Raw genomic sequence first — 21,131 nt, 5'->3', positions numbered from 1 at the left:
GATTTCACCTCGACAAGGCCCATCTTGCTCAGATGCAGCAGGGCCTCGCGGATTGAAGGGCGCCCAACCCCGAACTGCCGCATCAGTTCCCGTTCGGATGGGAGCCGGTCGGCTTCGGCCAGCTCTCCCTTGCGGATCAGCCTCTCTAGATGCGCGGCAACCTCGTCCGAGAGCTTCCGCTGTTTGATCAGAACTCCGATCATGTGGCATACCTGTTATACCAGTCAGATACGCTATGGCCCCAGAGCGCCTCTGTCAACGAGGCTTCTGCGCGGAGAACGGCACGCGTTTCGAAATCGAGTGCTACCACATCGGCAATTTCTACACTCGCCATCCGTCGAGCGGGCCTGGTCAACGCACCGTTCTTCGTACAGAGCGTGTTCGGCACACAGTGGCATCGGCACTCATCCCGAGGACGTGGCGCATATGAAGCGCACCGCCGACCCGCCGGTTCGAACAGGATCGCCATTGGTCGGTGCTGGGCGCCGGTCGCAGCCGCTACGATCGCCACCCCAGGCGATCGCACCGGGCGGCAATGTACGCGTTGGACTGGAGGACTGGCTGTGGATCGGCAAGGGCCAATTGGCGGCCGATCTCACGTCAGGGACGGAAGCCCGTAGGGTGAAGACCGTCGCAAATTGGCGCCCACATTATAGCGCGTGTGCTTGGCTTTGGCGTCGACCGGCCCAGCATGCCGCGTGTTGCCAAGTGGTTCTTTGTCAAGGACGGCCAGGCGCTGGGCGCGGCTTTCCGCAGATGCTCTGATGAGCCTGACCTTGAGCGCATCATTGTGAGCCACGGCGATGTCATCACCGACAAACCGCGCGATGCTCAAGCAGATCGCGAGATTTCGGGCATAGCGGAAAATCTCGCGATGGTGGCGCCGCAGCCAAGCCGCGTTATTTGTTATAAGTCATCAACTGACTGAAAGCGTGGGCAGCCGTGTGCAACGACTATGAGCAGCATATCGCCTGGGCCGAATATTGCAGGATGATGCAATTGCTGGCGCTCGACATTCCCACCCAGCAAACGGAACTGGATTTGCCGCAGGCGGATGACATCCGCATCAGTGATCCCGCCCCGATCATGCGCGCCGTCGGCGACACGATCGAACTCACGCGCATGACCTTTGCCTTTCCGCCCTCCGGGCCCAAAGGCGGGCCGATCTTCAACTTCCGCTCGGAAGGACGGAGCTTCTCCAACAGCAAGCGCTGCCTTATTCCGGCGTCGGCTTTCTTCGAATTCACCGGAAAGAAGTCTCCAAAGGCTAAGCATCGCTTCACGCTCAACGGCGCCTCGTTCATGGCGATCGCCGGCCTGTGGCGCGATGGCGAAGGCAACAAGCCCCCGACGTTCGCTATGCTGACGACGGAACCCGGCCCGGACGTGGCGCCCATCCACAATCGCCAGATTGTGGTTCTGCGCCCGGACGATTGGGCGGCATGGATCTACCTCACGAAACCCGAGGTGGAGCTGTTGAAGGCCCTGCCGGCCGGGTCGCTGGCGGTAGAAACCGTGCGACAAGGAAGCGACTAGCTCAGATGCCGGTGCGTTTTGCGCAAACACGGAAGATTCTTGGCGGCATCGCTGCGGCAATTGCGGCCCCTCGGGATCGCGGCTCTCGCCAAAGCGTCAGCACCTCGTTGTCACTGATTGCCGAGTGGCCACTTCCGCCATCAGCGACGCTTGGCTCGTCGGTGCGCACGAAAGGTATCGAGCGTGAAATACGTGCCCGCCTGCCATGGGCGGTGAGGAAGTACGTCAAAGCCGAGACTGGTCGCATAGCCTTGCGGATGCGCGAAGACGATGCCGAAGAGTTCGAGGCCGCCTCGAACAAGATCGCCAAGATCCTGGAAACCATCGAAGTACTCCCGGTCCTGCCGCGCGAGGCCGAGGACATCCTCACAATTTCTTCGCGTGAGCGTCACAAGTGGCTGAAAGACGGACGGCTGCAAAGCATTGGCACCCGCACCGTGAAGATGCGCGGTCGATCCAAGGCCGTCACCTTCCACGTGTTCGATCCCAAGCACATCGAGGACATCCTTGATCGTGATCTGCCAAGCCTTTGGCGCGAAGAAGACGCGCAGCAAGTTACGGAGAACAGGCGACGTGGCGCCGGCAAGGCTGCCCTGACGCGGGCGGGAAAGGGTAGCGAGAAGGTTCGCGGTTCCGGGAATAACCCCAGAGATGACGATCCCCGGCCTAAGTTGAAGGGCTGGGACGCGTTCGACGACGAGGGCCTGCTCCGTTAGATCCGCCTTGTAGCCATTCGCGCGTCCAGAATGGACCCTGAGGGAAAGCTAACCGGGAGAAACGATTTGCAGTCGCGATTTGCCCCGAACCATTCCATGCTCAAGGAGTTCTTAAAGCCGACAACAGCCCGTTTCCTGAGGATGGCCGATGTTCGAAAACTTCCGCTTGAAATGGTGGAAACCGAGGGCGGGCCGATAAGGCTTCGGCATGGCGGATCTGGGCCGCCTCTGCTTCTGATCCATGGCCATCCTCGCGCGCATATGACTTGGGGCCAGGTCGCGGACTTGCTGTCAGCAGATTTCAGTATCGTGTGCCCCGACGTTCCGGGCTTCGGTCGCTCCTACGTACCGGCCGATGACCCCGAGAGCAGGTTCTCGTCCAAGCGGGCAAAGGCTTCGGCGCTGGTGGAGGTGATGGAAAGGTTGGGCCACCAGGCTTTCTTCGTCGCCGGGCATGATCGTGGAAGTCTGGTCGCTTTCAGAATGGCGATGGACCATCCCGACCTGGTGCGAAAGCTGATTGCCGTGGATGGGTTGCCAGTTATCGAGCATCTGGAACGGGCCGACTGGAACTTTGCCCGCGATTGGTACCACTGGTTCTTCTTTGCTCAACCCGAGAAGCCGGAACGGGCCATCCTGGCAGACCCGATGGCATGGTATAGTGACTTGCGGCCAGATGAGATGGGACACGATGCCTATGACGAATTGGTTTCATTCATCCACGATCCAGCCATCGTCCATGGCATGGTCGAAGACTACCGCGCTGGCATAAGGATCGACCATCGCCACGACCGCGAAGATCGAGATGCCGGCAGGAAGGTGCGCTGTCCGATGCTCTGCCTTTGGTCGCTCGACGACGACTTGGAACAGATTTATGGCGATCCGGTTGCCATCTGGAAGCACTGGGCCGACGACGTGGGGGGCTACGGGATCAAGAGCGGGCACCATGTCGCCGAAGAAAATCCCGCCGCTCTCGCAGCAGCGTTCAAGGCCTTTCTCTGAGAAATGACAGAAGCACCGATTGAGCGAGCGCTCATGCGTGTCGACGAACCGGGCCATTGTTCGGCAGACCCGTTCTTGCACCGCGCTATTTGAAATCCCGTGTCTTCACCTTGATCTGGTCGATGTGCAGATGGGGATCGATAATGTTCCGGGGCCTCGGCCCCTTCGGCATGCCGCGCGGATCGGGCGTCGGGCTGCCATGATGGAATTCGTCGCCGCGCCCATGCGGCAGGGGAAAGGCAGACTGCCGATCGCCGACGCAGGCCAGCTCGCCTGAGAGATCGCTCAGCCGATGAGCGACGAGATGGACCACCTCGCCTTCCCTTTGGATGCGACCATAAACGCCAATCATGCCGGCGCCGAGCACGACCCGGCGATATTTTTCGAAGACCTTGACCCACACCACCAGATTGGCGATGCCGGTCTCATCCTCGATCGTGATGAACATGACGCCCTTGGCCGAGCCAGGTCGTTGGCGGACCAGCACGAGGCCAGCCGCCTCCAGCCAGTGTCCGTCGCGCGCCTGCATGGCCTCACGACACGAGACGATGCGCTTGCGCCCCAGGTCGGCGCGCAGGAAGGAAACAGGATGGTCGCGCAGGGTCAGTCCAACATGTCCATAGTCTCGACCACTTCGCCGCCGGCGGTCATCGCACGCAGCGCGACAAGGGGCTCCTGGATCTCCGATACCGTCCGCTGCTCGCGGCCGGAGGCCGCGGCAAACAGTGGCAGCGGTTCGTCGCGCAGTGCCTTGATCGCCCACAGGGCCTCACGCCTCGCCAGCAATAGGGATGGTTGGAAAGCGTCAGCCTGGGCGAGTTCAACCAGAGAGGCAGCAGGAACACCGGCACGGTGCCAGAGGTCATCCACCGACGCAAAGGGCTGGTCTGCGCGTGCGATGACGATGGTCGCAGCATCGGCGTTGGCAAGACCCCGGACCATGCGCAGACCAAGCCGGACAGCGAACCGACCGTCATCGGCGGTGGGCTCGAGCGTGCAATCCCAACGCGACGCGTTGATGCAGACAGGGCGCACCTCGACACCATGGTCACGTGCATCGCGAACGATCTGCGCCGGCGCGTAGAAGCCCATCGGCTGAGCATTGAGAAGAGCGGCGCAGAAGACATCGGGGTGATGGCATTTCATCCAGGACGAGGCGTAGGCGATCAGGGCGAAGCTGGCGGCATGGCTTTCGGGAAAGCCATAGCTGCCAAAGCCTTCGAGCTGCTTGAAGGTCTTTTCGGCGAACTCGCGCTCGTAGCCGTTCTTCACCATGCCGCCGATCAGCTTGGCGCCGAAGCTGGAAACGCCACCGGTGTGCTTGAATGTCGCCATGGCGCGGCGCAGTTGATCCGCTTCGCCTGGCGTGAAGCCGGCGCATTCAATCGCCACCCGCATCGCCTGCTCCTGGAACAGCGGCACGCCCAGCGTCTTTCCAAGCACCTTTTCGAGCTCAGGCTTGGGATAGACGACGTCTTCCTTGCCTTCGCGCCGGCGCAGATAGGGGTGGACCATGTCGCCCTGGATCGGACCTGGCCGAACAATCGCAACCTCGATGACAAGATCGTAGAAAGTACGCGGTTTGATGCGCGGCAGCATCGACATCTGGGCGCGGGATTCGATCTGGAAGGTGCCGAGCGTGTCGGCCTTGCGGATCATCGCATAGGTGCGTGGATCCTCGGCAGGGATCGTCGCGAGATCGAGAGTGATGCCCTTGTGCTCGGCCAGCAGATCGAAACCGCGCTTCATGCAGGACAGCATGCCGAGCGCCAGCACGTCCACCTTCATGAACTTCAACGCGTCGATGTCGTCCTTGTCCCATTCGATAACCTGACGATCCTTCATCGCGGCTGGCTCGATCGGCACCAGATCGTCGAGCCTGTCGCGGGTCAGGACGAAGCCGCCCGGATGTTGCGACAAATGCCGCGGCGCGCCGATCAACTGCCTGGCCAAGTCCAGCGCCAGACGCAGGCGACGGTCGCCGAGATTGAGGTTCAGCTCCTCGGCATGTTTCGGCTGGACGCCTTCGTCCGACCAGCCCCACACTTGCGAGGACAGCATCTTGATGAGGTCTTCGGGCAGTCCAAGCGCCTTGCCGACATCGCGCAAGGCGCCCTTCGAGCGATAGCGGATGACCGTCGAGCAGAGCGCGGCGTGTTCGCGGCCATAGGTTTCGAACACCCATTGCATGAAGATTTCCCGACGCTCATGCTCGAAGTCGACATCGATGTCAGGCGGCTCACGCCGCTCCTCCGAGACGAAGCGTTCGAACAGCAGGTCATTGCGGTCGGGATCGATCGAGGTGATGCCGAGCACATAGCAGACGGCGCTGTTGGCTGCTGATCCCCTGCCCTGGCAGAGAATGCCCTGGCTGCGGGCAAAGCGAACGATCGAGTTGACCGTCAGAAAAAAAGGCGCGTATTGCAGCTTCTCAATGAGCTGCAACTCGTGCCTGAGCGTGCCAACGACCTTGTCCGGCACGCCCTCGGGAAAGCGCTCCGTCGCGCCCTCCCAGGTGAGTTTCTCCAGAGCTTGCTGCGGTGTCAGACCCGGCAGCATCCGCTCCTCGGGATATTGATAGGCAAGCTCGTCCAATGAGAACCGGCAGCGCTCGGCGATCTCGATCGTCCGCGCTAGCGCTTCGGGATAGCGGCTGAACAGCCGTGCCATTTCATCGGGCCGCTTCAGGTAGCGGTCGGCGTGCCGCTCGCGCCGAAACCCGGCATCATCGATCGTCACATTGTGCCGGATGCAGGTGACGACGTCCTGCAGGATGCGCCGTGACGGTTCGTGGAACAGGACATCATTGGTGACAACCGTTGGCACGTTGGCCTGTCCGGCAAGATTGGCCAGATCGTGCAGCCGCAGCGCCTCGTTGGGACGGCGCCGCAACGTCAGCGCCATATAGGCGCGATCGCCAAATGCGTCGCGCAGCCGGCGCCGCCAGAGTGAGCATGTGTCATCTGCCTGGTCGGGCACGAGCACTGCAAGGAGGCCCTCGCCATAGGCGACAACGTCAGCCCAATGAAGCACGCATTTTGCCTTGCCGCCACGCTTCTTGCCCAGCGACAGCAAGCGGCACAGCCGCGAGTAGGCCGGGCGATCGGTCGGGTAGACCAGGATGGAAATCTCTTCCACCAGATCCAGCCGGCAGCCGACGATCAGCCTGACGCCGGTTGCCTTTGCAGCCTCGTGGGCGCGGACAATGCCGGCCAGACTGTTGCGATCACAGATGGCAAGGGCGGGCATTCCCATGCTGGCTGCTTGCGCGAACAGTTCCTCACAGGAACTCGCGCCCCGCAGAAAGGAAAAATGCGAGGTGCATTGCAGCTCGACATAGCACGCGTTCATCCGAAGATGCCGTGCAGGAACCAGCGATGCGAGCCGGTCGCGGCATCCTCGCCATCGCCTGCGCGATAAATCCAGAACCGCTCGCCGGCTTCGTCCTCGACCTGGAAATAGTCGCGCACGGCAGTTAGCTCGGCGTCGCGCTTCCACCATTCGCCGAAAACCCGCTCAGGTCCATCGGCGCGCTTGATCCGTCGACGGATGCCTTTCCAGGTGAAGCTCGCCGGCGGATGGTCCGGTAGCAGCGCAATGGCCTCGATCGGCTCCGGCACGGTAAACAAGCGAGCCGGACGCGGCCAATGGTCTGGCCATGCGTCGCCGGTCTCAGCCGATGCAGCGGCTACACGCCGGAAAGATCGCTCGGGCACATCGCTGGCAACCGGGGTAAACCGATAGAGCTTTTCCTCACCGACACGGTTGCCGAGTGTGTCGATCAAATCCGAGATGTCTGCATCCCGTTGCTCGATCAGCGACGAAACGGTCTGCCTGGGAGCGAGTGATTCTGCCAAGGGCGCGGACAACCGCATCAGCTCGATGCCGAAGCCCGGATCGACCGTCTCGATCTTGTCGCAGAGCAGCCGCGTCAGCCGCTTCACATCACGGACAGGCAAGGCCGTGCCGACGCGAATGGCTTCGACGCGGTTGTCGACGCGGTAGAGCAGCAGGTCAAGCCGCCGGGCGCCGAACCCTTTGGTCTCCAGCCCGACACACAGCGCCTGAACAAGCTTGCCGACATAGCGCGCGATTGTCTCGGCCGCACTGATGGGCTCGCCAAAGGCGCGCCTTACCTCGACCACATCGACCGGCCGCACTGGCTCTATCGGCTCGGCGAGACGTCCAGCAGCCTGGTCAAGCCGGCGGCCGAGTTCCGGCCCGAAGCGCAGCGCCAGTGGGGCGCGCGGCTGCTGCAGAAGCTCACCCACCCTGTCGAAGCCCAAAACCCGCAGACCGCTGACGATCTCATCGGGCAAACGCAATGCTGCGATGGGCAGAGGAAGGATCGCATCGCAGGTTGCGTTGACCGCGACCACGCTCACGGCTTGCCTGACATATCGCGCAAAGGCATGAGCAGCACCCCAGCTATCCGCTATGGCTGCGCGCGCCGAGAAGCCGACCTTGCCGAGACGTTCGACCATATCTGCGAGCATCAAGCGTTCACCGCCATGAAGATGATCGGCGCCCGTGGTATCCATCACCAATCCGTCGGGAGGATCTGCTGCGACAATCGGCGCGTACCGCCGCAAAGCCCACAGGGCCAACCGATCCAATGCCTGCGCGTCTGCTTCAGGTTCGGCATCCATGACCGCCAGCCCCTGGACGAGGGCCTGTGCCTTCGTCGCGGGCATTCCGACGCGCAGGCCCGCTTCTGTTGCCGCGCGATCCACCGCAGTCACCAGGCGACGATTACCGTGCCGCCCGACCAGCACCAAAGGCTTATCCGGTGGCGGCGAGACGTCGCCCAATTTCCTTCTGAGCCGGTCGGTCGACCAGCTTGGAAGGAACAGCGAGACGACCCTTTGCATCACAAGCCTCCACTTCGATATCGAGTGTTTCCCCTCCACGAGACCGGATCAGTTCAAGTTGCCATCGCGCCCGGCCAACGCCGGGCACAGGCAGCGGTCGCGACGGCAGCACGGAAACCCGCCAGCGGGTGACGGACGCCGTCGGCTGCCCGAAATCGGCGGCTTCGGTCTGGCGGCGCCAGCGGCGGATCGCGATGCCGATCGCGCCGGAGCCTTCCGATGCCAGTTGCAACCGGCGAGGCAGTCATGGACAGGCGCGCCACTTCCGCGACCACAGCCCCAAGTCCGACATGCCGCAGGCCTTCCTCGAAGCAGGCGAGCAAGGATTTGTCGTCACCGGCCTCGACATAGATCACCCGGTCGGGATGCAGTCCGACCTGTGCGATTGCCGGTGCAAACAGATCCTGGCGCGTCACGCACCACAGCACCTTGCCTTGCGTCCTGGCCGCAATGCCTGCAGCAAAAAGCGACGCGGCAGCGCCATCGATTGCACCATTGCCGCCGCCGGCAACTTCATGAAGTGCGCCAAGCGCCACGCCCCCGCCTGGCAGATGACTGTCGATCGAGGAGATACCGAATGGGAGCACCGCTCTTTTGCGCGCGTTACCGCCTTCGAGACGCGCAATGCGATCTCGCAGATCGGAAATAGCAGCGTTTGGCGTCGATGCACTCATCTGTCCCCTGAACGCGACATGGTGGCGGAATGTTCCTCATTTGTTCCCTTCCTAATGAAGAGTCAATGGGATGGCGAGGTGGCGCTGCGGAAGAAATGTTTGTGGCGACCGCCCGGTGGCATCGACAGAACCGTTTGCCAGCAGGACGAGGCGTCGAAGCCACCTGTCCTGTTGGGATGTTCGCGCCGGCGGCTGGCGGCGCCCAAGGAAAAACGGCGTATAAACCGCAGTCCTGCGCGCGTCCGCAATTGCGGACATTGTCGCGCGCGGGACGGAGGAAATTCGCCCCCGCCGCGGGCGGTTAACAGGACAGCCGTAGGAGCGTCAGCATAGCGCCGGCCGCAGGACGGGACGCGGGACCGACTGTCCCCGTCCGCGGTGGTCCGCGTGTAGCATCGGCCATGAATGCAGTTGCGTTGGGATTGAGCACGAAGCCTCAACCGATTGCCAGATCTCCCTATCCAATTGGAAAAAAACCATTTTTCCAAACCATCAGGAGTCTATTGACACCTTTGTTCTTATTTTGTTCACCGTTGGTGATAGGGGCACGTCGATCAGCTCCATGATCTGATGGCCCGGAACTTTATCCTCCGGCCAGCCCGCACAACATGCAGTCGTCGCAGCCTCGTCGGCTTCCATCCAGATGGCCATCGCCGATCGATCGTGCTTGGCCACTCCAGGTCGCACGCTGGATGGCTAAAAACCTGACCAGCCCACACCGCACCCGAGGAGAGAACCATGTCAGAAAAACCACCCTATATGCCGACCGGCATTGGAACAGGCATGATGAGCGACGAAGAGACCAAGGTCGGCGTTCTGATATTCGAAACGGCGCAAGGGAACTTCGACTTCGCAGTGAATCTGCAGGCAGTCGATATCCTCACCAAGGCCATCAACAAGATCGAGATGCATCTTCGCTCCGGCAAGACGCGCTGAGTGTCCGACGATGTGCCAGATCAGAGAAGCCGAAGCCAGGACCTTCGGGAGATCACGCAGGGACCAGGCATCGTGTGGCGGGTCGGCTGGGCGTCGCAAATCCGTTGTCAGTCGCCGACTGGCTCGGCTGGAGGAAACGCTCGGAAGCCAGTGCTCTCGCGCACGACTCGCGGCGCCGGGTTGACGGACTGCCGCTGCGATCGATCACGACTTGCTCACGCTGCATGCCGGCGGTAGGTGGGCCCGGCCATGTGCGCTCTCCCGTTAACATCGTTCCCCGGATTTGGGAGGGCCGGCTAAGTCTTGGTCGACCAATTTCGACAGGACAGCCGTCAATCTGGATTGCCCGTTTGCCGTCCAACGCGACCGAAGTTCTTCGCCCGCTGGTTCGCACCGGATCATTCTCCGTCTTCTCTGCGACGATCGCGACGCGTGGCGTGCGTCACTGGGGGCCATTTTAGCATCAGCTTGACAAGTTAATTGCCCCAAAGCAGTTTCGGTGTGTGAAAAGGGAGGAACAGCTATGAAAAAAGCCTATGAAAAGCCAGTCCTGACCAAGCGGGGAATTCTTTCCTCAATCACGGCGCAAGTCATCGAGTCGGGTCTTTCTGCGACCTGAGCAGGTCTTTGACCACTGGAAGCCCGCTGGCTCCGGCTGGCGGGCTTTTTGGTCTTCAGGGCGTGGATTAGGTCCTGACCGACAAAGGGTGCTACATGGGCGATGAAGAATGCCCGCCCAGCGTACGTTGTCTACGCACCACCGCTGATCGGCCTTCCGTTCCTGGCTGTGAATACTGGCTCTGGATGGGACGACCATCGCAACGCCCTTTGACACCGCAGATGAAGCGGCCGCCCACAACAAGGTGATGGCGGTTACAGGTGCGATACGGCAAAGCGGACTTGATAACCACAAATAGGAGAACCCGTCCATGAGACTGCTACGCATCACACCGATTGTCATTCTTGCCTGTGCCTTGGCCCTTGCGGCCTGCGCCAACACCGTCCGAGGCGTCGGCAGGGACGTCAAATCGACGGCCAACGCAGTCGACGACACGGTCAATAAACCCTGATGCAGAGGACCGTCACGGTCATCGAGAAGACAACGGGCCGCGTGATCGGAGCTCTGCCGATCGATCTTGCGCAGCAGAATCACGAGGCTTCCGATGATCAGTATTTCACCAAGGCGTTCGAAGCCGCCATGGACAGCGGCCTTATTAGTGAGGCCGACAAGCATGCGGTTGAATTCCGGCTTGAGTAAAGTTGACGTTGCGACGGCTTTCTGTCGCGTATCGGGGTTTGTGGTTGCATGGTTTTGCACCTCAGCCATCCATCAGGGGTGAATCAACACACCGTCTAGTCCAACTATCCCTAGGCACGGCCCGCCGCTGCTATGAATGGGGCGGCGGGTTTTTGACCCGGAGGCGAGCAGCAGCCGCTACTCAGACCCACTCAGTAGAGCAAGTCGGCGTATTGGTAGGCGAACACTCGGCCATTGCTCTCGTCGGTCACCTCAAGAAAGTAGTTTCCGGATCGGTGGAGCGTCAGTGGCCTTTTCGTTGCCTGTGCGGCGGCGCAATAGGATGTCGGGGCCTCAGCCCGGTATTCCGCTATCACCTGGCCCGCAAGATATTCTCGGATTTGATACGCCACGGTCAGCCCCCGGGGTCCGAATCATACATTAGAGATATCTAACATTTCCCTTTTGGCGAGACGGGGTGTACTTTAGTTACCGCTGGGTTTCCTAGCGACCTACACTGCCCGCTGCCGAGAGGTGGCGGGCCTTTTCGTTTATGTGTGGAACGCCGCAATCCAATGGGAGTTGAAATTCTGTCACCGCCCCTTCCGTGGAGGCGATGATGGCCACGGGCGTACAGCCGTGCTCGGCCCGCTCCCGCTTCCTCAGTGGGCGGGCCATCTCGCGGGTCCTCACTAGCAGCATCTGGTGCACCATGCCGTCAACCTCGATACGCAGGTTCGAATACAATCCGGACACCAGGGTTCTATCGGTGTGGTTTGTAGCGGGCGGCAGGCAGTACGACTTTCTGGACGTGCCGCCTGATACCTACGCCGATTTTAAAACTGCCTTTGCCAAGGGCCGCTATTTCAACGATCGCATCCGCAACCATTTCGCGTTCCGGCCTGTGGCAAGCTCCGGCTCCAGCGGCTCATGCTGAGGCAGATTGTGCCAAGCGACCTGGCGGAAGTCGCGCATGTCGAACTGCTGGCCGCACACCGGACAGGTCATAAAATTGTTGCGCTCGTCGGCAGGCTCGCCGCCGTGCTGCTTGCCGGGAATCGGCGGTCCAAGGTCGGATAGCTTCGTCATAACTGTCAAACATTCAATTCGTCTAAAATGTTCCGGAACCATTTTAGCGCGCGCTAATTGAATCGCACTATGCGAGTCGGCGCATGCCTCTGAAGTTCATCAAGCCCATGGAGCCCGAGCTGGTCGACACGCCACCGCAGGGCGACGAATGGCTCCATGAGATCAAATTCGACGGGTATCGCACCCAAATTATCAAGGATGAAAACGGAATCCGGCTGTTCACCAAGAATGGTTACGACTGGACCGGCCGCTACATCGAACTTGCCGGAGAGGCGGAGGCGATCGAGGCCGAAAGTTTCATCATCGATGGCGAGACTATCACGGTCGACGAGGCCGGACGGTCCGACTTCCACGCCCTGCAATCAGCCGTTACCCGCCGTAAGCCGTCGCGCGACCTGTATTTGGTGGCGTTCGATCTCCTGCACCTGAACGGGCACGATCTGCGCAACATGCCGGTGGAAGACCGCCGCGAGATCCTGCAGGCATTGATACCAGCCGTCGGCCGCATTCAGGCCAGCAAAGCTATGCCCGGCACTGGCGATGCGGTTTATCACCTAGTCGACAGGGCAGGGCTGGAGGGCATGGTCTCAAAGCGCAAGGATAGCGTCTACCGCAGCGGGCCGACGATGAACTGGCGCAAGATCAAGTGCTATGCCGAAAAGGAAATGGACATCATTGGCGTGCAGCGCGAGGCCGGAAAGCCCGCGATGGTGCTCATGGCCGACAAGGGTCGCTATGCTGGCGGCGCTTTCGTTGCCTTTAAAGCCGACAAGCGTCAGCGACTATGGGATCGCGTGCAAGGGAAGGTCGGCGGACCAGTGCCCATCGGTCTAAAGAGAGAAAAGGCCGAATGGCTCAAGCCTGGTCTGGTCGGTCGCGTGCGGTTCCTGAAGGGCGAGGAGAAGCTTCGCCATGCGAAGCTGCTGGACTACCGGGAGGAATAATTCTTGGGCTGCTGGCAATGAGCGCCCACGTTGCGGAACAGAACCGTGTGGCTGGCGTTGTGCCGACATCTGCACGTCGGCGTCATGTCTTGGGCAATTTCACCGGCTCGTCGCACTGCGACGCTGCGGCGATCAGGAGGAAAATCATGACGCCCGACGTGACAAATCGCGGAGGCTACGAGCAGCCTAGACACATCGTGCTTTGTTGCTGGATTGCCGTTTTGCCCGTAGCTATAGGTCTCGTCGTTTGGTCACTCCTTGTGACCAACTGGTCGGCGTGGTCACCGTCACCCAAAAAATGATCGTGCCGACCTGGCCATGGACCGATGCCATGTGAGATTGCGTGGATGATCGTTGCTTTAGTCAAGCGCAATGTAGCGTTGAGCGGAAACGAAGTAGGCCCGCCACTGAGGACACAAACAGCGGCGGGCCTTGCTTTGAGACCTGGCCCGGGGAGCCAAGCTGCAAACCCAACTTCGATTTCAGAAACAGGTTCCAGGCCTGCAGAAAAAACTTAACGCTTGCTGGCATTGCATAGGCCCGCCACCGGGTCTCGGAACCAGAGGCGGGCCCTCGCACCCGAGCTTGGTCGTTTCAAGGAGGGAGTCGTCCTCACCAAGCACATCCCGAACTTCGACTGCAGATGCATGTTCCTCAGGTCAGTGCAGAGACCAGCTTTGCAACTAGCGAAAGCCCGGCATCATGGCGAACAACGGCACCCTTCAATGACGGCCGGGTAGGTTGAGCTCTATCCAGGCTGGCGCATGATCACTCGGTTTTTCCCAGCCGCGCAAATCAGCGTCCACCCCGGCATCACGTAACCTGGACGAAAGTGACGGGGTGACGAGGAGATGGTCCATGCGCAGGCCGGAACTCCTGTCGAAACCGCCACGATACGAAAAGTTCCAATACGTATAGATGCCCTTCTCCGGATGGATACGGCGGACACCATCGATCCAGCCATAACCAAGCATTTCGGCGTAAGCTTGCCGGCTCTCCGGAAAGTAGACCGCGTCGCCTAGCCAACGTCCTGGCACCGCGGCATCGATCGGCGTTGGCACGACATTATAGTCGCCGCACAGAACGCACGGGGATCCTTCCCTGAGCAGTACCTGGCTGTAACTGATCAGACGATCGAACCATCGGAGCTTGTAGTCGAATTTCGGGCCAGGCGCTGGATTGCCGTTGGGCAGGTACAGACAGCCGATCACGATCCCATCCACCTCCACCTCGATATACCGGCTGTGAGTATCGTCAGGATCACCCGGGAGGCCACGCCGACGCTCCAGCGGCTCTTTCCCTCGGACGAGTACAGCTACACCGTTATAAGACTTCTGCCCATGCCAGACGGCACCGTAACCGGCGTTCCTGATGGCTTCGGCGGGAAATTTCTCATCCGAGGTCTTCAACTCCTGAAGGCATACGATGTCATAGTTGGTCTGACCTAGCCATCTGATGAGCACCGGCAGGCGACCGTTCACGCCATTCAAATTGAAGGTCGCGATGCGGGTCATTGCATTATGCCGGCGGCGGGGTTGTCAGTCTTGCAGGCAGCCTCGCCAATAACCGCCGCTCCTTTTCTATACCGGCGCAAATCTCGCGCCTGGGCTGGCGACCGATGTGTCTCGATGCCATGTTTTACCTCCTGCGCCCTTCCCCTCTTCTGGCACGCGACCGATCGTTTTGGGGAGGCTCGCCCGCAGCCGCTATCTCGTTCGATTTAGACGGTGTTGTCCTCTCAGCTCCTTAACCGCGGGACGGGGGGAAAGTTTCACTACAGCTTTGGCATTTGGCATCGGTTCAGGGGTCCGGAGGCTTGCGAGGCAGATGAACCTTTAGGGCCGTCACTGCGTTCCCTGCGACAAAACGCGAACGATGCATTGTGATGAATTACAACCCACGTCCCGGGCCGCAGAAGCAGGAGGCAAGTGGCGCCGAAGCCCGCTTTTCCTTCGATCGAATGGCGGTCGAGCGGTTTCAGCAAGCTTTTCCGCGCGCGAGATGGAGTGACGAGCGCAAGAGCTGGTTCGTACCCGGCACGACGGCAGCCCGGCGGATTGAACGCTGGCTAGCGCAAGAGGCAGCGCTACGGACGCCCCACGACGACAGCAAGGGACGAGATGCCTTCGCCTTGATCCAATATCGAGCCAATATCTGGAGATTGCGGACGACCTGCGCATTCGTACGCCCTACTCGAGGACAGTGCTTGAAGAGTTGCGCGCCGTCCCGTGGTCGAGTTGGGACGACGAATTGCGGGCCTGGAGAGTTCCATTTCGCTCATATGACGAGCTCCGGCGCCGGTGGCCAAGCATCGAAAAAGCTGCTCACCATGCCGAGCCGGAGGAAAGGAAACGGCGACGTGTGGACGCCAGAAATACTGAAACCTACAGAGCCTCGCGCCAACTGGCTGCTGAACGCCGGCGTCACCGCTATCCGTTGCCAACTCACGATCAACCTCGCCTGGGACGCGCTGTCGCAACCGAGCTCTACGGGGTCGTTGTCTTCACTAACATTTCCGGTGAAGTGGTCGCGCCATCAGACGCAACTTCCCTTTATCCTCACGCAATGGCTTCGTACGGCGAGTTCGTTTGGGGCAGATGGCGCTCGGCTACGCTGGTTGAACTTGTAAGGACATGGCCCGCAAGGGTGGCCGCTGGCCCGACCGAACGCCTGAGGGGTTGGTGGTGGCCAACACTTGCCGAGCTTAGAGTTGCCCGTCGAAAAGCCCGCAGTCGAGAGCGCATTAGGCGAAGTCGCAGCTGGCAGATGTGACGCTCGCATCCGGCCGTGCGGCTGCCACGAAGGTCGCTAATCGGGCTCTCCCTCGAGCGGACCTCAGTCAGGTTTATGGCAGCAAGATGTCGCCGCGTTGAATCATCGGCGTGAGTTTCGACAGAGCGTCATTCGGCCCCCGCTCAAGCGTCAGCTTCACCAGTGTCACTCCGGCCGAGCTATCCCGGAAGGAACGGGGCGCCATGAAGGCCGTTGGATGCTTTTCAGCGAGAAGTCGCCATGCACCTCTTCCAAATCCTGCTTCCTCGCGCGGACAATGACGGCCGGCCATTTGAGCGGGAAGCTTTCGATCGGGTCAAGGAAGAGCTGGCTGCCCGGTTCGATGGCGTCACTACCTTCAGGCGCCAGCAGAGGGGTTGTGGCGAAAGGGTGCCGACTCCGCCATCGATGAAATTGTCATCTTCGAGGTCATGGCGGAAGAAGCCGACTTGTCCGATTGGTGCGCCCGCCGCTCCGAACTGGAGCGCCGTTTCCGGCAAGACAGGGTAATCATCCGTTACATGCCGATGGCATTGGTCTAGCGCGACACCGTCGTCGCGTTCGCGATCCTCGCGTTCAGCGAGATATTTTGAACGATGAAGTGTGTCCAGGTGGGAAAGCGCCCCGCCGGTTGAAATGTTGGTGTTCAAGACCGGACCGGGAGTTTCAGTCTGCGCCGCTGTGGGATTGTGCGTGTGATCTCTTGGACCAATCTGAGGCGGTTCCGGTCCGGCGCGACAAAGGACGGATGGCGGGACCGTTGAGAACGGCTCCATCCGGCGCGAACTGGGAGCCATGGCAGGGGCAGTCCCAGCACTGCTCGGTCGAATTCCAATGGACGATGCAGCCGAGATGCGTGCAACTAGCGGAATGCATGTGCATTCCACCGTTTTGGTCACGGCACACGGCGAGTTTTCTCAAACCATCGCGGAGAATACCGCCCTGACCGGGTTCCAGATCGGCGGCTGATTTGATCTCGCCGGGCAACAGATACTCCGCGAAATTCTTCAACGCCGTCAGATTCTCGCTAACGTAGTTCGCCAATGCCAAGGGAGGCTTGCGATCGGGGGCATAAACCTCCTCCCACACACTGGACCCACCGACGACAAGGTCCCGGATGAGCAGGCCAGCCAACGCTCCGTGGGTGATTCCTTGTCCTGAATCCCCGGTAGCGATAAAGACGTTCTTGCTGCAAGGATTGCGGCCGATGAATCCGCAATAATCGATCGTGTCGAGAACCTGGCCAGACCAACGCGCTGCTTCCTCGCCCAGTTCCGGGACAAGGGCGCGGATCCAGGCGTCCAATGCATCGAAACGCGCCGAGCCGTCATCGGCTTCGCCAGATTTATGATCACGACCGCCCGCAATTAGATAGTCGATGTCACCCTCCCCGGGTTGGAGACGAACGTAGTAGTAGGGATCGTCCATATCCCAATAGAGCGCGTCCGGAAGAGTTGCTTTGGGCAGCTCGAATGCCATCGCATAGGTCCGATAGGGCGCCATCTTGCTGTGGATGGCCACCACCGTATTGACCGGCGAGTTTGTGGCAAACACGGCGTTATCGGCGGTGATGGTTGCGCCCCCTTCGACGCGAAGGCGGATCTGTTCACCCTCCTCGATCTCGGTGACGGCACTTTCGGCAAAAGCCTTGCCTCCGCGCTCCCGGAAATCGTCAAGCAGGGCACGAAGATATTTCAGTGGGTGAAACGTGGCCTGATCGGGATAGCGTAGCACCGGCGCCGCCTCATGGCCTTTCAACGGAACGCCGCGGCCGTGGTCTGCGATTGCACCAACCTTGCCAGCCGCTTCATACTCTTCATCACATTGCTTGGTGGCTTCATTTTCGTCCATCCAGGCTGCGGGAAAAAGAAATCCGTCGAGCCGACGAAAGTCGCAGTCTATTTCAAGATCGCTGACGTGTTCCTCGATCCGGTCGACAGCGGCTTGCTGGCTCTCTTGAAAACCTCGAGCGAGATCCTCGCCGCGGATTTTGACGAGTTCGCTTAGGCCATCGTCGCAGATCGGGGCCAAGTGGGCGGTCGTGCGGCAAGTCATCCCACCGAGCAGCCGCCCCCTGTCAACCAGCACCACTGACTGTCCCGCCAGCGCAAGTTCGTAGGCAATAGAAACGCCGGCCATGCCCGCCCCCACCACCGCCACATCGCATCGCACATCCTGTTCCAGTTGCGGGGCCGAGGGCAACTCCGTGTCCTTCATCCAAAAAGATTTCGTGGCTTCGTCACTGACGTTCATCGCTGCCTCCAACCTGGCTGCGCGTCTAACGGTCGGAACTGCATTTTGATCCGAAATGTGCAAACGAATCCAAATTGTTTGCTCCCTTGCGCGGAAATGGGACTACCAACGGGGTAGACCGTCGCAGATCGTGATGGCCGACATCGGCTAGGACAAAGCGTCTCGTTGGCCGCGACAAGAGGTCGTTTAAGGAGCCTGACGATGTCGGGCGCTCGCTCCCAGGGGGTTCGTCGAGCCGATCATGGCTCAGGACGAAGCCACCGGGAAAGCCGCAGCCGCCGATCATCGAGATTCAGATTCAGCCCTGTGGCTCGCTGCGCGTGGACGGCTTCGACATGGCCCCAAATCTGCGAGGACAGAAGTCTGGTCATGTCTCGGGCAATCCGAGCGCCTTTCCCACATCGCGGATGGTACCCTTGGTACCCATTGCATGACGATCTCGCGCCGCTCGTTGCTCAACCTTCGAACAGGAGATTGCTGCGTTCGGGATCAATGGAGGTGATGCCGAGCACGTAACACACGGCGGAATTGGCGGCCGAGCCGCGGCCCTGGCACAGAATGTCCTGGCTGCGGGCGATACGAACGATCGAGTTCACGGCCAAAAATACGGCGCGTAGACTGGAAAAAGACGGCTGACCTGCTCGGCTTCGGGCCGGCGTTGCCTTTTCGGTTTTGCAGCAGCAAGACAGTCCATCACGCCCTACATCGTAGAAGATGCCGCAAGTCTTCCGAATGCGGGGAAAGGCGGTAGCGCTCTCCCGTACCAATCCCCGATGGGCAAAGAGCCTTTCCCATTTGCACGCCGCAGCCGCCGACTACACCCCGAGCCGAACGCAGGCCCTTCACTGCGCCAAGAAAGTCCGCCTACGCATTAGGCACGGTACATTTCTGGTCTTGCAGAAAGGCGAAGCATTGAGGCGATATTCGCCCACGCTTCAACCAATCACCGTGCACCGGATTGAGCGAGCGCTCGATCGCGTGGCCGAGATAATCGTCGGGCGCGACGACCAAGGCGAGATATGGCTCCCGCTGTACGACTATCTTGAACGCGCCCTGCAGGATTATCGAGCGAAGGAGGAACGCCTCGCCGCAGTGCGCCAGCGTGTCATACGATCCCAGGATCGAACGGCAACACGATCTTCATAAGTTCCTCTTGCCACATCTTCATGTCGCCGCCCTCGCCGTATTTCGGACGGTCGATCGTGTGGCCCATCAGCATGCGCCGAAGCTCCTCGTCCAGCCTACCGTTCTTCATGCGGTCTTCGAATGAATGGCGCAGTGAATAGACAGTGTGATTGTCAGTCGGGAACAAATTGTAGCTCTTGAAGTGCTTGTTGAGCAGGGCTGACAGCGACGCCTCGCGATCCTTGTACCGCGGGAAGCCGTTGGGATGCTTTTTGAACACCTCAAGCGCCACGCCGACCAGCGGTATCTTGCGCACCGACGAGGCGGTCTTGATCTCTCGTGGATCGTCGGGATCGTCACGCGGCTCGACTGAAATGTGCGGCACCTCGTGGTCAACATGGATGACACCGGTATGCAGGTTCGCGAGTTCGCTCGGCCGGGCTCCTGTCTCAGCGAAGGCAAGCACGATTCCCCTCGCCTCATCATTGAGTGTCGCAAGCGCGCCAGGCGCAAATATCTTGTCGCGAATCCAGTCGGTCGGGAACGGCGGTCGACTGCGTTTCGACTTGTCGGCGAATGACAGATCGGCGAACGGATTCTTCTGTTCGGGGAAACCTAGATGGCGAAAGTAGTCGGCGTAGAGGGTCCGAAGATTGCCCATGTTTCGGTTGCCTGTCGACGCTGAACGGTCTGCTCTCCCTTTCTCAGGCGCAATTCGATCCAGCCAATATTTGTGTACCACTCGCGCGTCGTCGCGCGTTATCTCGCTCATAGGCTTGTCGCCGACCATGCCGATAAATACCTCGACCTCATTTCGCGCTTTGCTTTCCAGCGCTTCTTCTGGTCAGGGCTTTTTGTGCGGATTTCGTCGCGGGCAATCTCGTTGAAGTATAGCTTCAGCGCTTCCGATATCTTGTCGTCAGGGCGAGCGACCGCCCCGCCGACCGCATCGACAGATGGTGATTTGGCAGGCTCGCCTATCGTGCTCTCTACCCGCTGCAGGATGGTATCGAGGGGCTCGGCGACCAGGATCTCGGCGAGCGGTCGATAGACGAATCCCAAGGACTCGGCGCGCTTGATGGCTTGTTGGTATCGGATACGCGCCGCCTGTGGATTTTCACCCAGCATCAACGAAGCCCATAAAGCATTGTCAGCAGCCTCATGGAGATCTCGGGCGGTGCGCGCCTTTATCCGGTCTGCGGTGTCGAGGGCGCGGCGCACGAACACGCGACGCTCGTCGAGGTCCCTGACCTCTCTGGGCAGACGACGGTAGTAATGGAAATGATCGCCTCTCCGTTGCACAATATGTAACACAAAATAGGAAATAGCCGCAAGACCGATCCCCAGATGTTACAAATTCTATAACAGACTCAATGATTTAGCGGAAAATCCAGTGGTACCGTTGGCTGGGATCGAACCAGCGACCTCCGGATCCACAATCCGGCGCTCTAACCATCTGAGCTACAACGGCACGTTGCCTGAGCGGATCGAAACAGAAACTCATCCGCCCGCTCTGTCGTTCGGCGATGCGTCCTTACGGGCTTATGGATTCTAATTCAAGGCTTTTGGAAAGCAAAGGGCACTTCCCCACATCGACGCGGCATTTGCCCAGCAAGAAGGCGCAGGCAAGGGCCGGGCGACGGACAAAGAAAAAGGCCGGCGGGAGGAGGTGCCGGCCTTTTCCTGTTACGAGCCAGCGGGAGGAGGTGCTGGCTGGTCACCCCGGGGAGCAGAGGGAGGAGGTTCCACTCACCGGGTATTCCTTGATGGCTGCTATCATACACCTGATCGTTTTTAAGAAAATGCGACCTTTTGTTGCATCTTCAGATCATGCGCAAATGTTAGGCAACCTTGATTTCCTTCATCGCCTTCTCGAAGGCGGTCTTGATCGGCTTGGAGACGTCCTCGGCCGCCTTGGAGGCAACGGCCTGGAAGTCCTTGGCCTGCTCGACGGTCGATTCGACGCGCTTGCGCAA

General features: G+C 60.2%; 17 protein-coding genes, 1 tRNA gene and 4 pseudogenes. 11 read left to right on the top strand and 11 right to left on the bottom strand.

The window, feature by feature from the left end; genetic code table 11:
* On the bottom strand, positions 1-203 hold a 203-nt coding region (locus EN750_RS01350; protein WP_127395393.1), incomplete at its 3' end, for a GntR family transcriptional regulator.
* Between EN750_RS01350 and EN750_RS41590 the strand changes: the two genes are divergently transcribed.
* The 5 genes from EN750_RS41590 (at position 202) to EN750_RS01325 (ending at position 3,254) form a co-directional block, all read left to right on the top strand.
* Positions 202-765, top strand: a complete 564-nt coding sequence (locus EN750_RS41590; protein ID WP_127395392.1) for a 3-keto-5-aminohexanoate cleavage protein — start codon at positions 202-204, stop codon at positions 763-765. The genes EN750_RS01350 and EN750_RS41590 overlap by 2 nt on opposite strands.
* Positions 692-928 (top strand): hypothetical protein, encoded by a 237-nt coding sequence (locus EN750_RS01340; RefSeq protein WP_127395391.1) that lies wholly within the window; start codon positions 692-694, stop codon positions 926-928. Before EN750_RS41590 ends, EN750_RS01340 begins: the two co-directional genes overlap by 74 nt.
* A gap of 14 nt (positions 929-942) precedes the next feature.
* The gene (locus EN750_RS01335; RefSeq protein ID WP_127395390.1) at positions 943-1,536 is read left to right on the top strand and encodes an SOS response-associated peptidase family protein; all 594 of its coding nucleotides are present in this window, start codon (positions 943-945) and stop codon (positions 1,534-1,536) included.
* A gap of 5 nt (positions 1,537-1,541) precedes the next feature.
* Positions 1,542-2,252 (top strand): hypothetical protein, encoded by a 711-nt coding sequence (locus tag EN750_RS01330; protein WP_189367265.1) that lies wholly within the window; start codon positions 1,542-1,544, stop codon positions 2,250-2,252.
* 141 nt (positions 2,253-2,393) lie between these two features.
* Entirely contained in the window at positions 2,394-3,254 is an 861-nt protein-coding gene (locus tag EN750_RS01325) for an alpha/beta hydrolase (RefSeq protein ID WP_127395395.1), read from the top strand.
* An 85-nt stretch (positions 3,255-3,339) separates the two neighbouring features.
* On the opposite strand, the pseudogene EN750_RS01320 reads toward EN750_RS01325, so the two are convergent.
* The 3 genes and pseudogenes from EN750_RS01320 to EN750_RS01310 form a co-directional block, all read right to left on the bottom strand.
* Positions 3,340-6,605, bottom strand: a pseudogene (locus tag EN750_RS01320) (error-prone DNA polymerase).
* Positions 6,602-8,125: a DNA polymerase Y family protein gene (locus EN750_RS01315; RefSeq protein ID WP_127395389.1), complete on the bottom strand. Its 1,524-nt coding sequence runs from the start codon at positions 8,123-8,125 to the stop codon at positions 6,602-6,604. Before EN750_RS01315 ends, EN750_RS01320 begins: the two are co-directional and overlap by 4 nt.
* A pseudogene (locus tag EN750_RS01310) lies at positions 8,037-8,799 on the bottom strand (ImuA family protein). The gene EN750_RS01315 and the pseudogene EN750_RS01310 overlap by 89 nt, the downstream one beginning before the upstream one ends.
* Positions 8,800-9,537: 738 nt before the next feature.
* On the opposite strand from EN750_RS01310, the gene EN750_RS01300 reads away from it, so the two are divergent.
* The 6 genes from EN750_RS01300 to EN750_RS01275 all read left to right on the top strand — a co-directional run bounded on the left by EN750_RS01300 (position 9,538) and on the right by EN750_RS01275 (position 13,005).
* Positions 9,538-9,735, top strand: a complete 198-nt coding sequence (locus EN750_RS01300) for a hypothetical protein (protein WP_127395387.1) — start codon at positions 9,538-9,540, stop codon at positions 9,733-9,735.
* Positions 9,736-10,258: 523 nt separating this feature from the next.
* Positions 10,259-10,354 (top strand): putative RiPP precursor, encoded by a 96-nt coding sequence (locus EN750_RS39245; protein ID WP_189367358.1) that lies wholly within the window; start codon positions 10,259-10,261, stop codon positions 10,352-10,354.
* Positions 10,355-10,664: 310 nt separating this feature from the next.
* Entirely contained in the window at positions 10,665-10,805 is a 141-nt protein-coding gene (locus EN750_RS01295) for an entericidin A/B family lipoprotein (protein WP_127395386.1), read from the top strand.
* Entirely contained in the window at positions 10,805-10,993 is a 189-nt protein-coding gene (locus EN750_RS01290) for a hypothetical protein (RefSeq protein ID WP_236383367.1), read from the top strand. The genes EN750_RS01295 and EN750_RS01290 overlap by 1 nt, the downstream gene beginning before the upstream one ends.
* Positions 10,994-11,591: 598 nt before the next feature.
* Positions 11,592-11,909 (top strand): KTSC domain-containing protein, encoded by a 318-nt coding sequence (locus EN750_RS01285; protein ID WP_245482557.1) that lies wholly within the window; start codon positions 11,592-11,594, stop codon positions 11,907-11,909.
* Between the two features lie 235 nt (positions 11,910-12,144).
* Positions 12,145-13,005, top strand: a complete 861-nt coding sequence (locus EN750_RS01275; protein ID WP_127395385.1) for an ATP-dependent DNA ligase — start codon at positions 12,145-12,147, stop codon at positions 13,003-13,005.
* Between the two features lie 722 nt (positions 13,006-13,727).
* On the opposite strand, the gene xth is transcribed toward EN750_RS01275, so the two are convergent.
* The 7 genes and pseudogenes from xth to EN750_RS40310 all read right to left on the bottom strand — a co-directional run.
* A complete protein-coding gene (xth, locus tag EN750_RS01265; protein ID WP_127395384.1) occupies positions 13,728-14,519 on the bottom strand; it encodes an exodeoxyribonuclease III in 792 nt (263 codons plus the stop codon).
* A 1,924-nt stretch (positions 14,520-16,443) separates the two neighbouring features.
* Entirely contained in the window at positions 16,444-18,030 is a 1,587-nt protein-coding gene (locus EN750_RS01250) for an FAD-dependent oxidoreductase (RefSeq protein WP_127395383.1), read from the bottom strand.
* 266 nt (positions 18,031-18,296) lie between these two features.
* Positions 18,297-18,635, bottom strand: a pseudogene (gene dnaE2, locus EN750_RS40325) (error-prone DNA polymerase); the annotation flags it as partial.
* A 500-nt stretch (positions 18,636-19,135) separates the two neighbouring features.
* The gene (locus tag EN750_RS40320) at positions 19,136-19,945 is read right to left on the bottom strand and encodes a hypothetical protein (RefSeq protein ID WP_245481800.1); all 810 of its coding nucleotides are present in this window, start codon (positions 19,943-19,945) and stop codon (positions 19,136-19,138) included.
* Positions 19,924-20,382 (bottom strand): hypothetical protein, encoded by a 459-nt coding sequence (locus EN750_RS40315; protein WP_245482556.1) that lies wholly within the window; start codon positions 20,380-20,382, stop codon positions 19,924-19,926. Before EN750_RS40315 ends, EN750_RS40320 begins: the two co-directional genes overlap by 22 nt.
* A gap of 167 nt (positions 20,383-20,549) precedes the next feature.
* Positions 20,550-20,626: transfer RNA gene (locus EN750_RS01235), tRNA-His, on the bottom strand.
* Between the two features lie 370 nt (positions 20,627-20,996).
* Positions 20,997-21,131, bottom strand: a pseudogene (locus EN750_RS40310) (phasin); the annotation flags it as partial.

Origin of the sequence: Mesorhizobium sp. M7A.F.Ca.ET.027.03.2.1, from assembly GCF_003999175.1 — a bacterium.
GTDB lineage: Bacteria > Pseudomonadota > Alphaproteobacteria > Rhizobiales > Rhizobiaceae > Mesorhizobium.
The sequence above is the reverse complement of the archived record's forward strand: the minus strand, read 5'-3'. Positions and strand labels throughout refer to the sequence as shown.

Coding starts and splice junctions, on each gene's coding strand:
- EN750_RS41590 (WP_127395392.1), top strand. CDS start 202: ATGTGGCATACCTGTTATACCAGTCAGATACGCTATGGCCCCAGAGCG.
- EN750_RS01340 (WP_127395391.1), top strand. CDS start 692: ATGCCGCGTGTTGCCAAGTGGTTCTTTGTCAAGGACGGCCAGGCGCTG.
- EN750_RS01330 (WP_189367265.1), top strand. CDS start 1,542: ATGCCGGTGCGTTTTGCGCAAACACGGAAGATTCTTGGCGGCATCGCT.
- EN750_RS01325 (WP_127395395.1), top strand. CDS start 2,394: ATGGCCGATGTTCGAAAACTTCCGCTTGAAATGGTGGAAACCGAGGGC.
- EN750_RS01315 (WP_127395389.1), bottom strand. CDS start 8,125: ATGCAAAGGGTCGTCTCGCTGTTCCTTCCAAGCTGGTCGACCGACCGG.
- EN750_RS01300 (WP_127395387.1), top strand. CDS start 9,538: ATGTCAGAAAAACCACCCTATATGCCGACCGGCATTGGAACAGGCATG.
- EN750_RS39245 (WP_189367358.1), top strand. CDS start 10,259: ATGAAAAAAGCCTATGAAAAGCCAGTCCTGACCAAGCGGGGAATTCTT.
- EN750_RS01295 (WP_127395386.1), top strand. CDS start 10,665: ATGAGACTGCTACGCATCACACCGATTGTCATTCTTGCCTGTGCCTTG.
- EN750_RS01290 (WP_236383367.1), top strand. CDS start 10,805: ATGCAGAGGACCGTCACGGTCATCGAGAAGACAACGGGCCGCGTGATC.
- EN750_RS01285 (WP_245482557.1), top strand. CDS start 11,592: ATGGCCACGGGCGTACAGCCGTGCTCGGCCCGCTCCCGCTTCCTCAGT.
- EN750_RS01275 (WP_127395385.1), top strand. CDS start 12,145: ATGCCTCTGAAGTTCATCAAGCCCATGGAGCCCGAGCTGGTCGACACG.
- xth (WP_127395384.1), bottom strand. CDS start 14,519: ATGACCCGCATCGCGACCTTCAATTTGAATGGCGTGAACGGTCGCCTG.
- EN750_RS01250 (WP_127395383.1), bottom strand. CDS start 18,030: ATGAACGTCAGTGACGAAGCCACGAAATCTTTTTGGATGAAGGACACG.
- EN750_RS40320 (WP_245481800.1), bottom strand. CDS start 19,945: ATGGTCGGCGACAAGCCTATGAGCGAGATAACGCGCGACGACGCGCGA.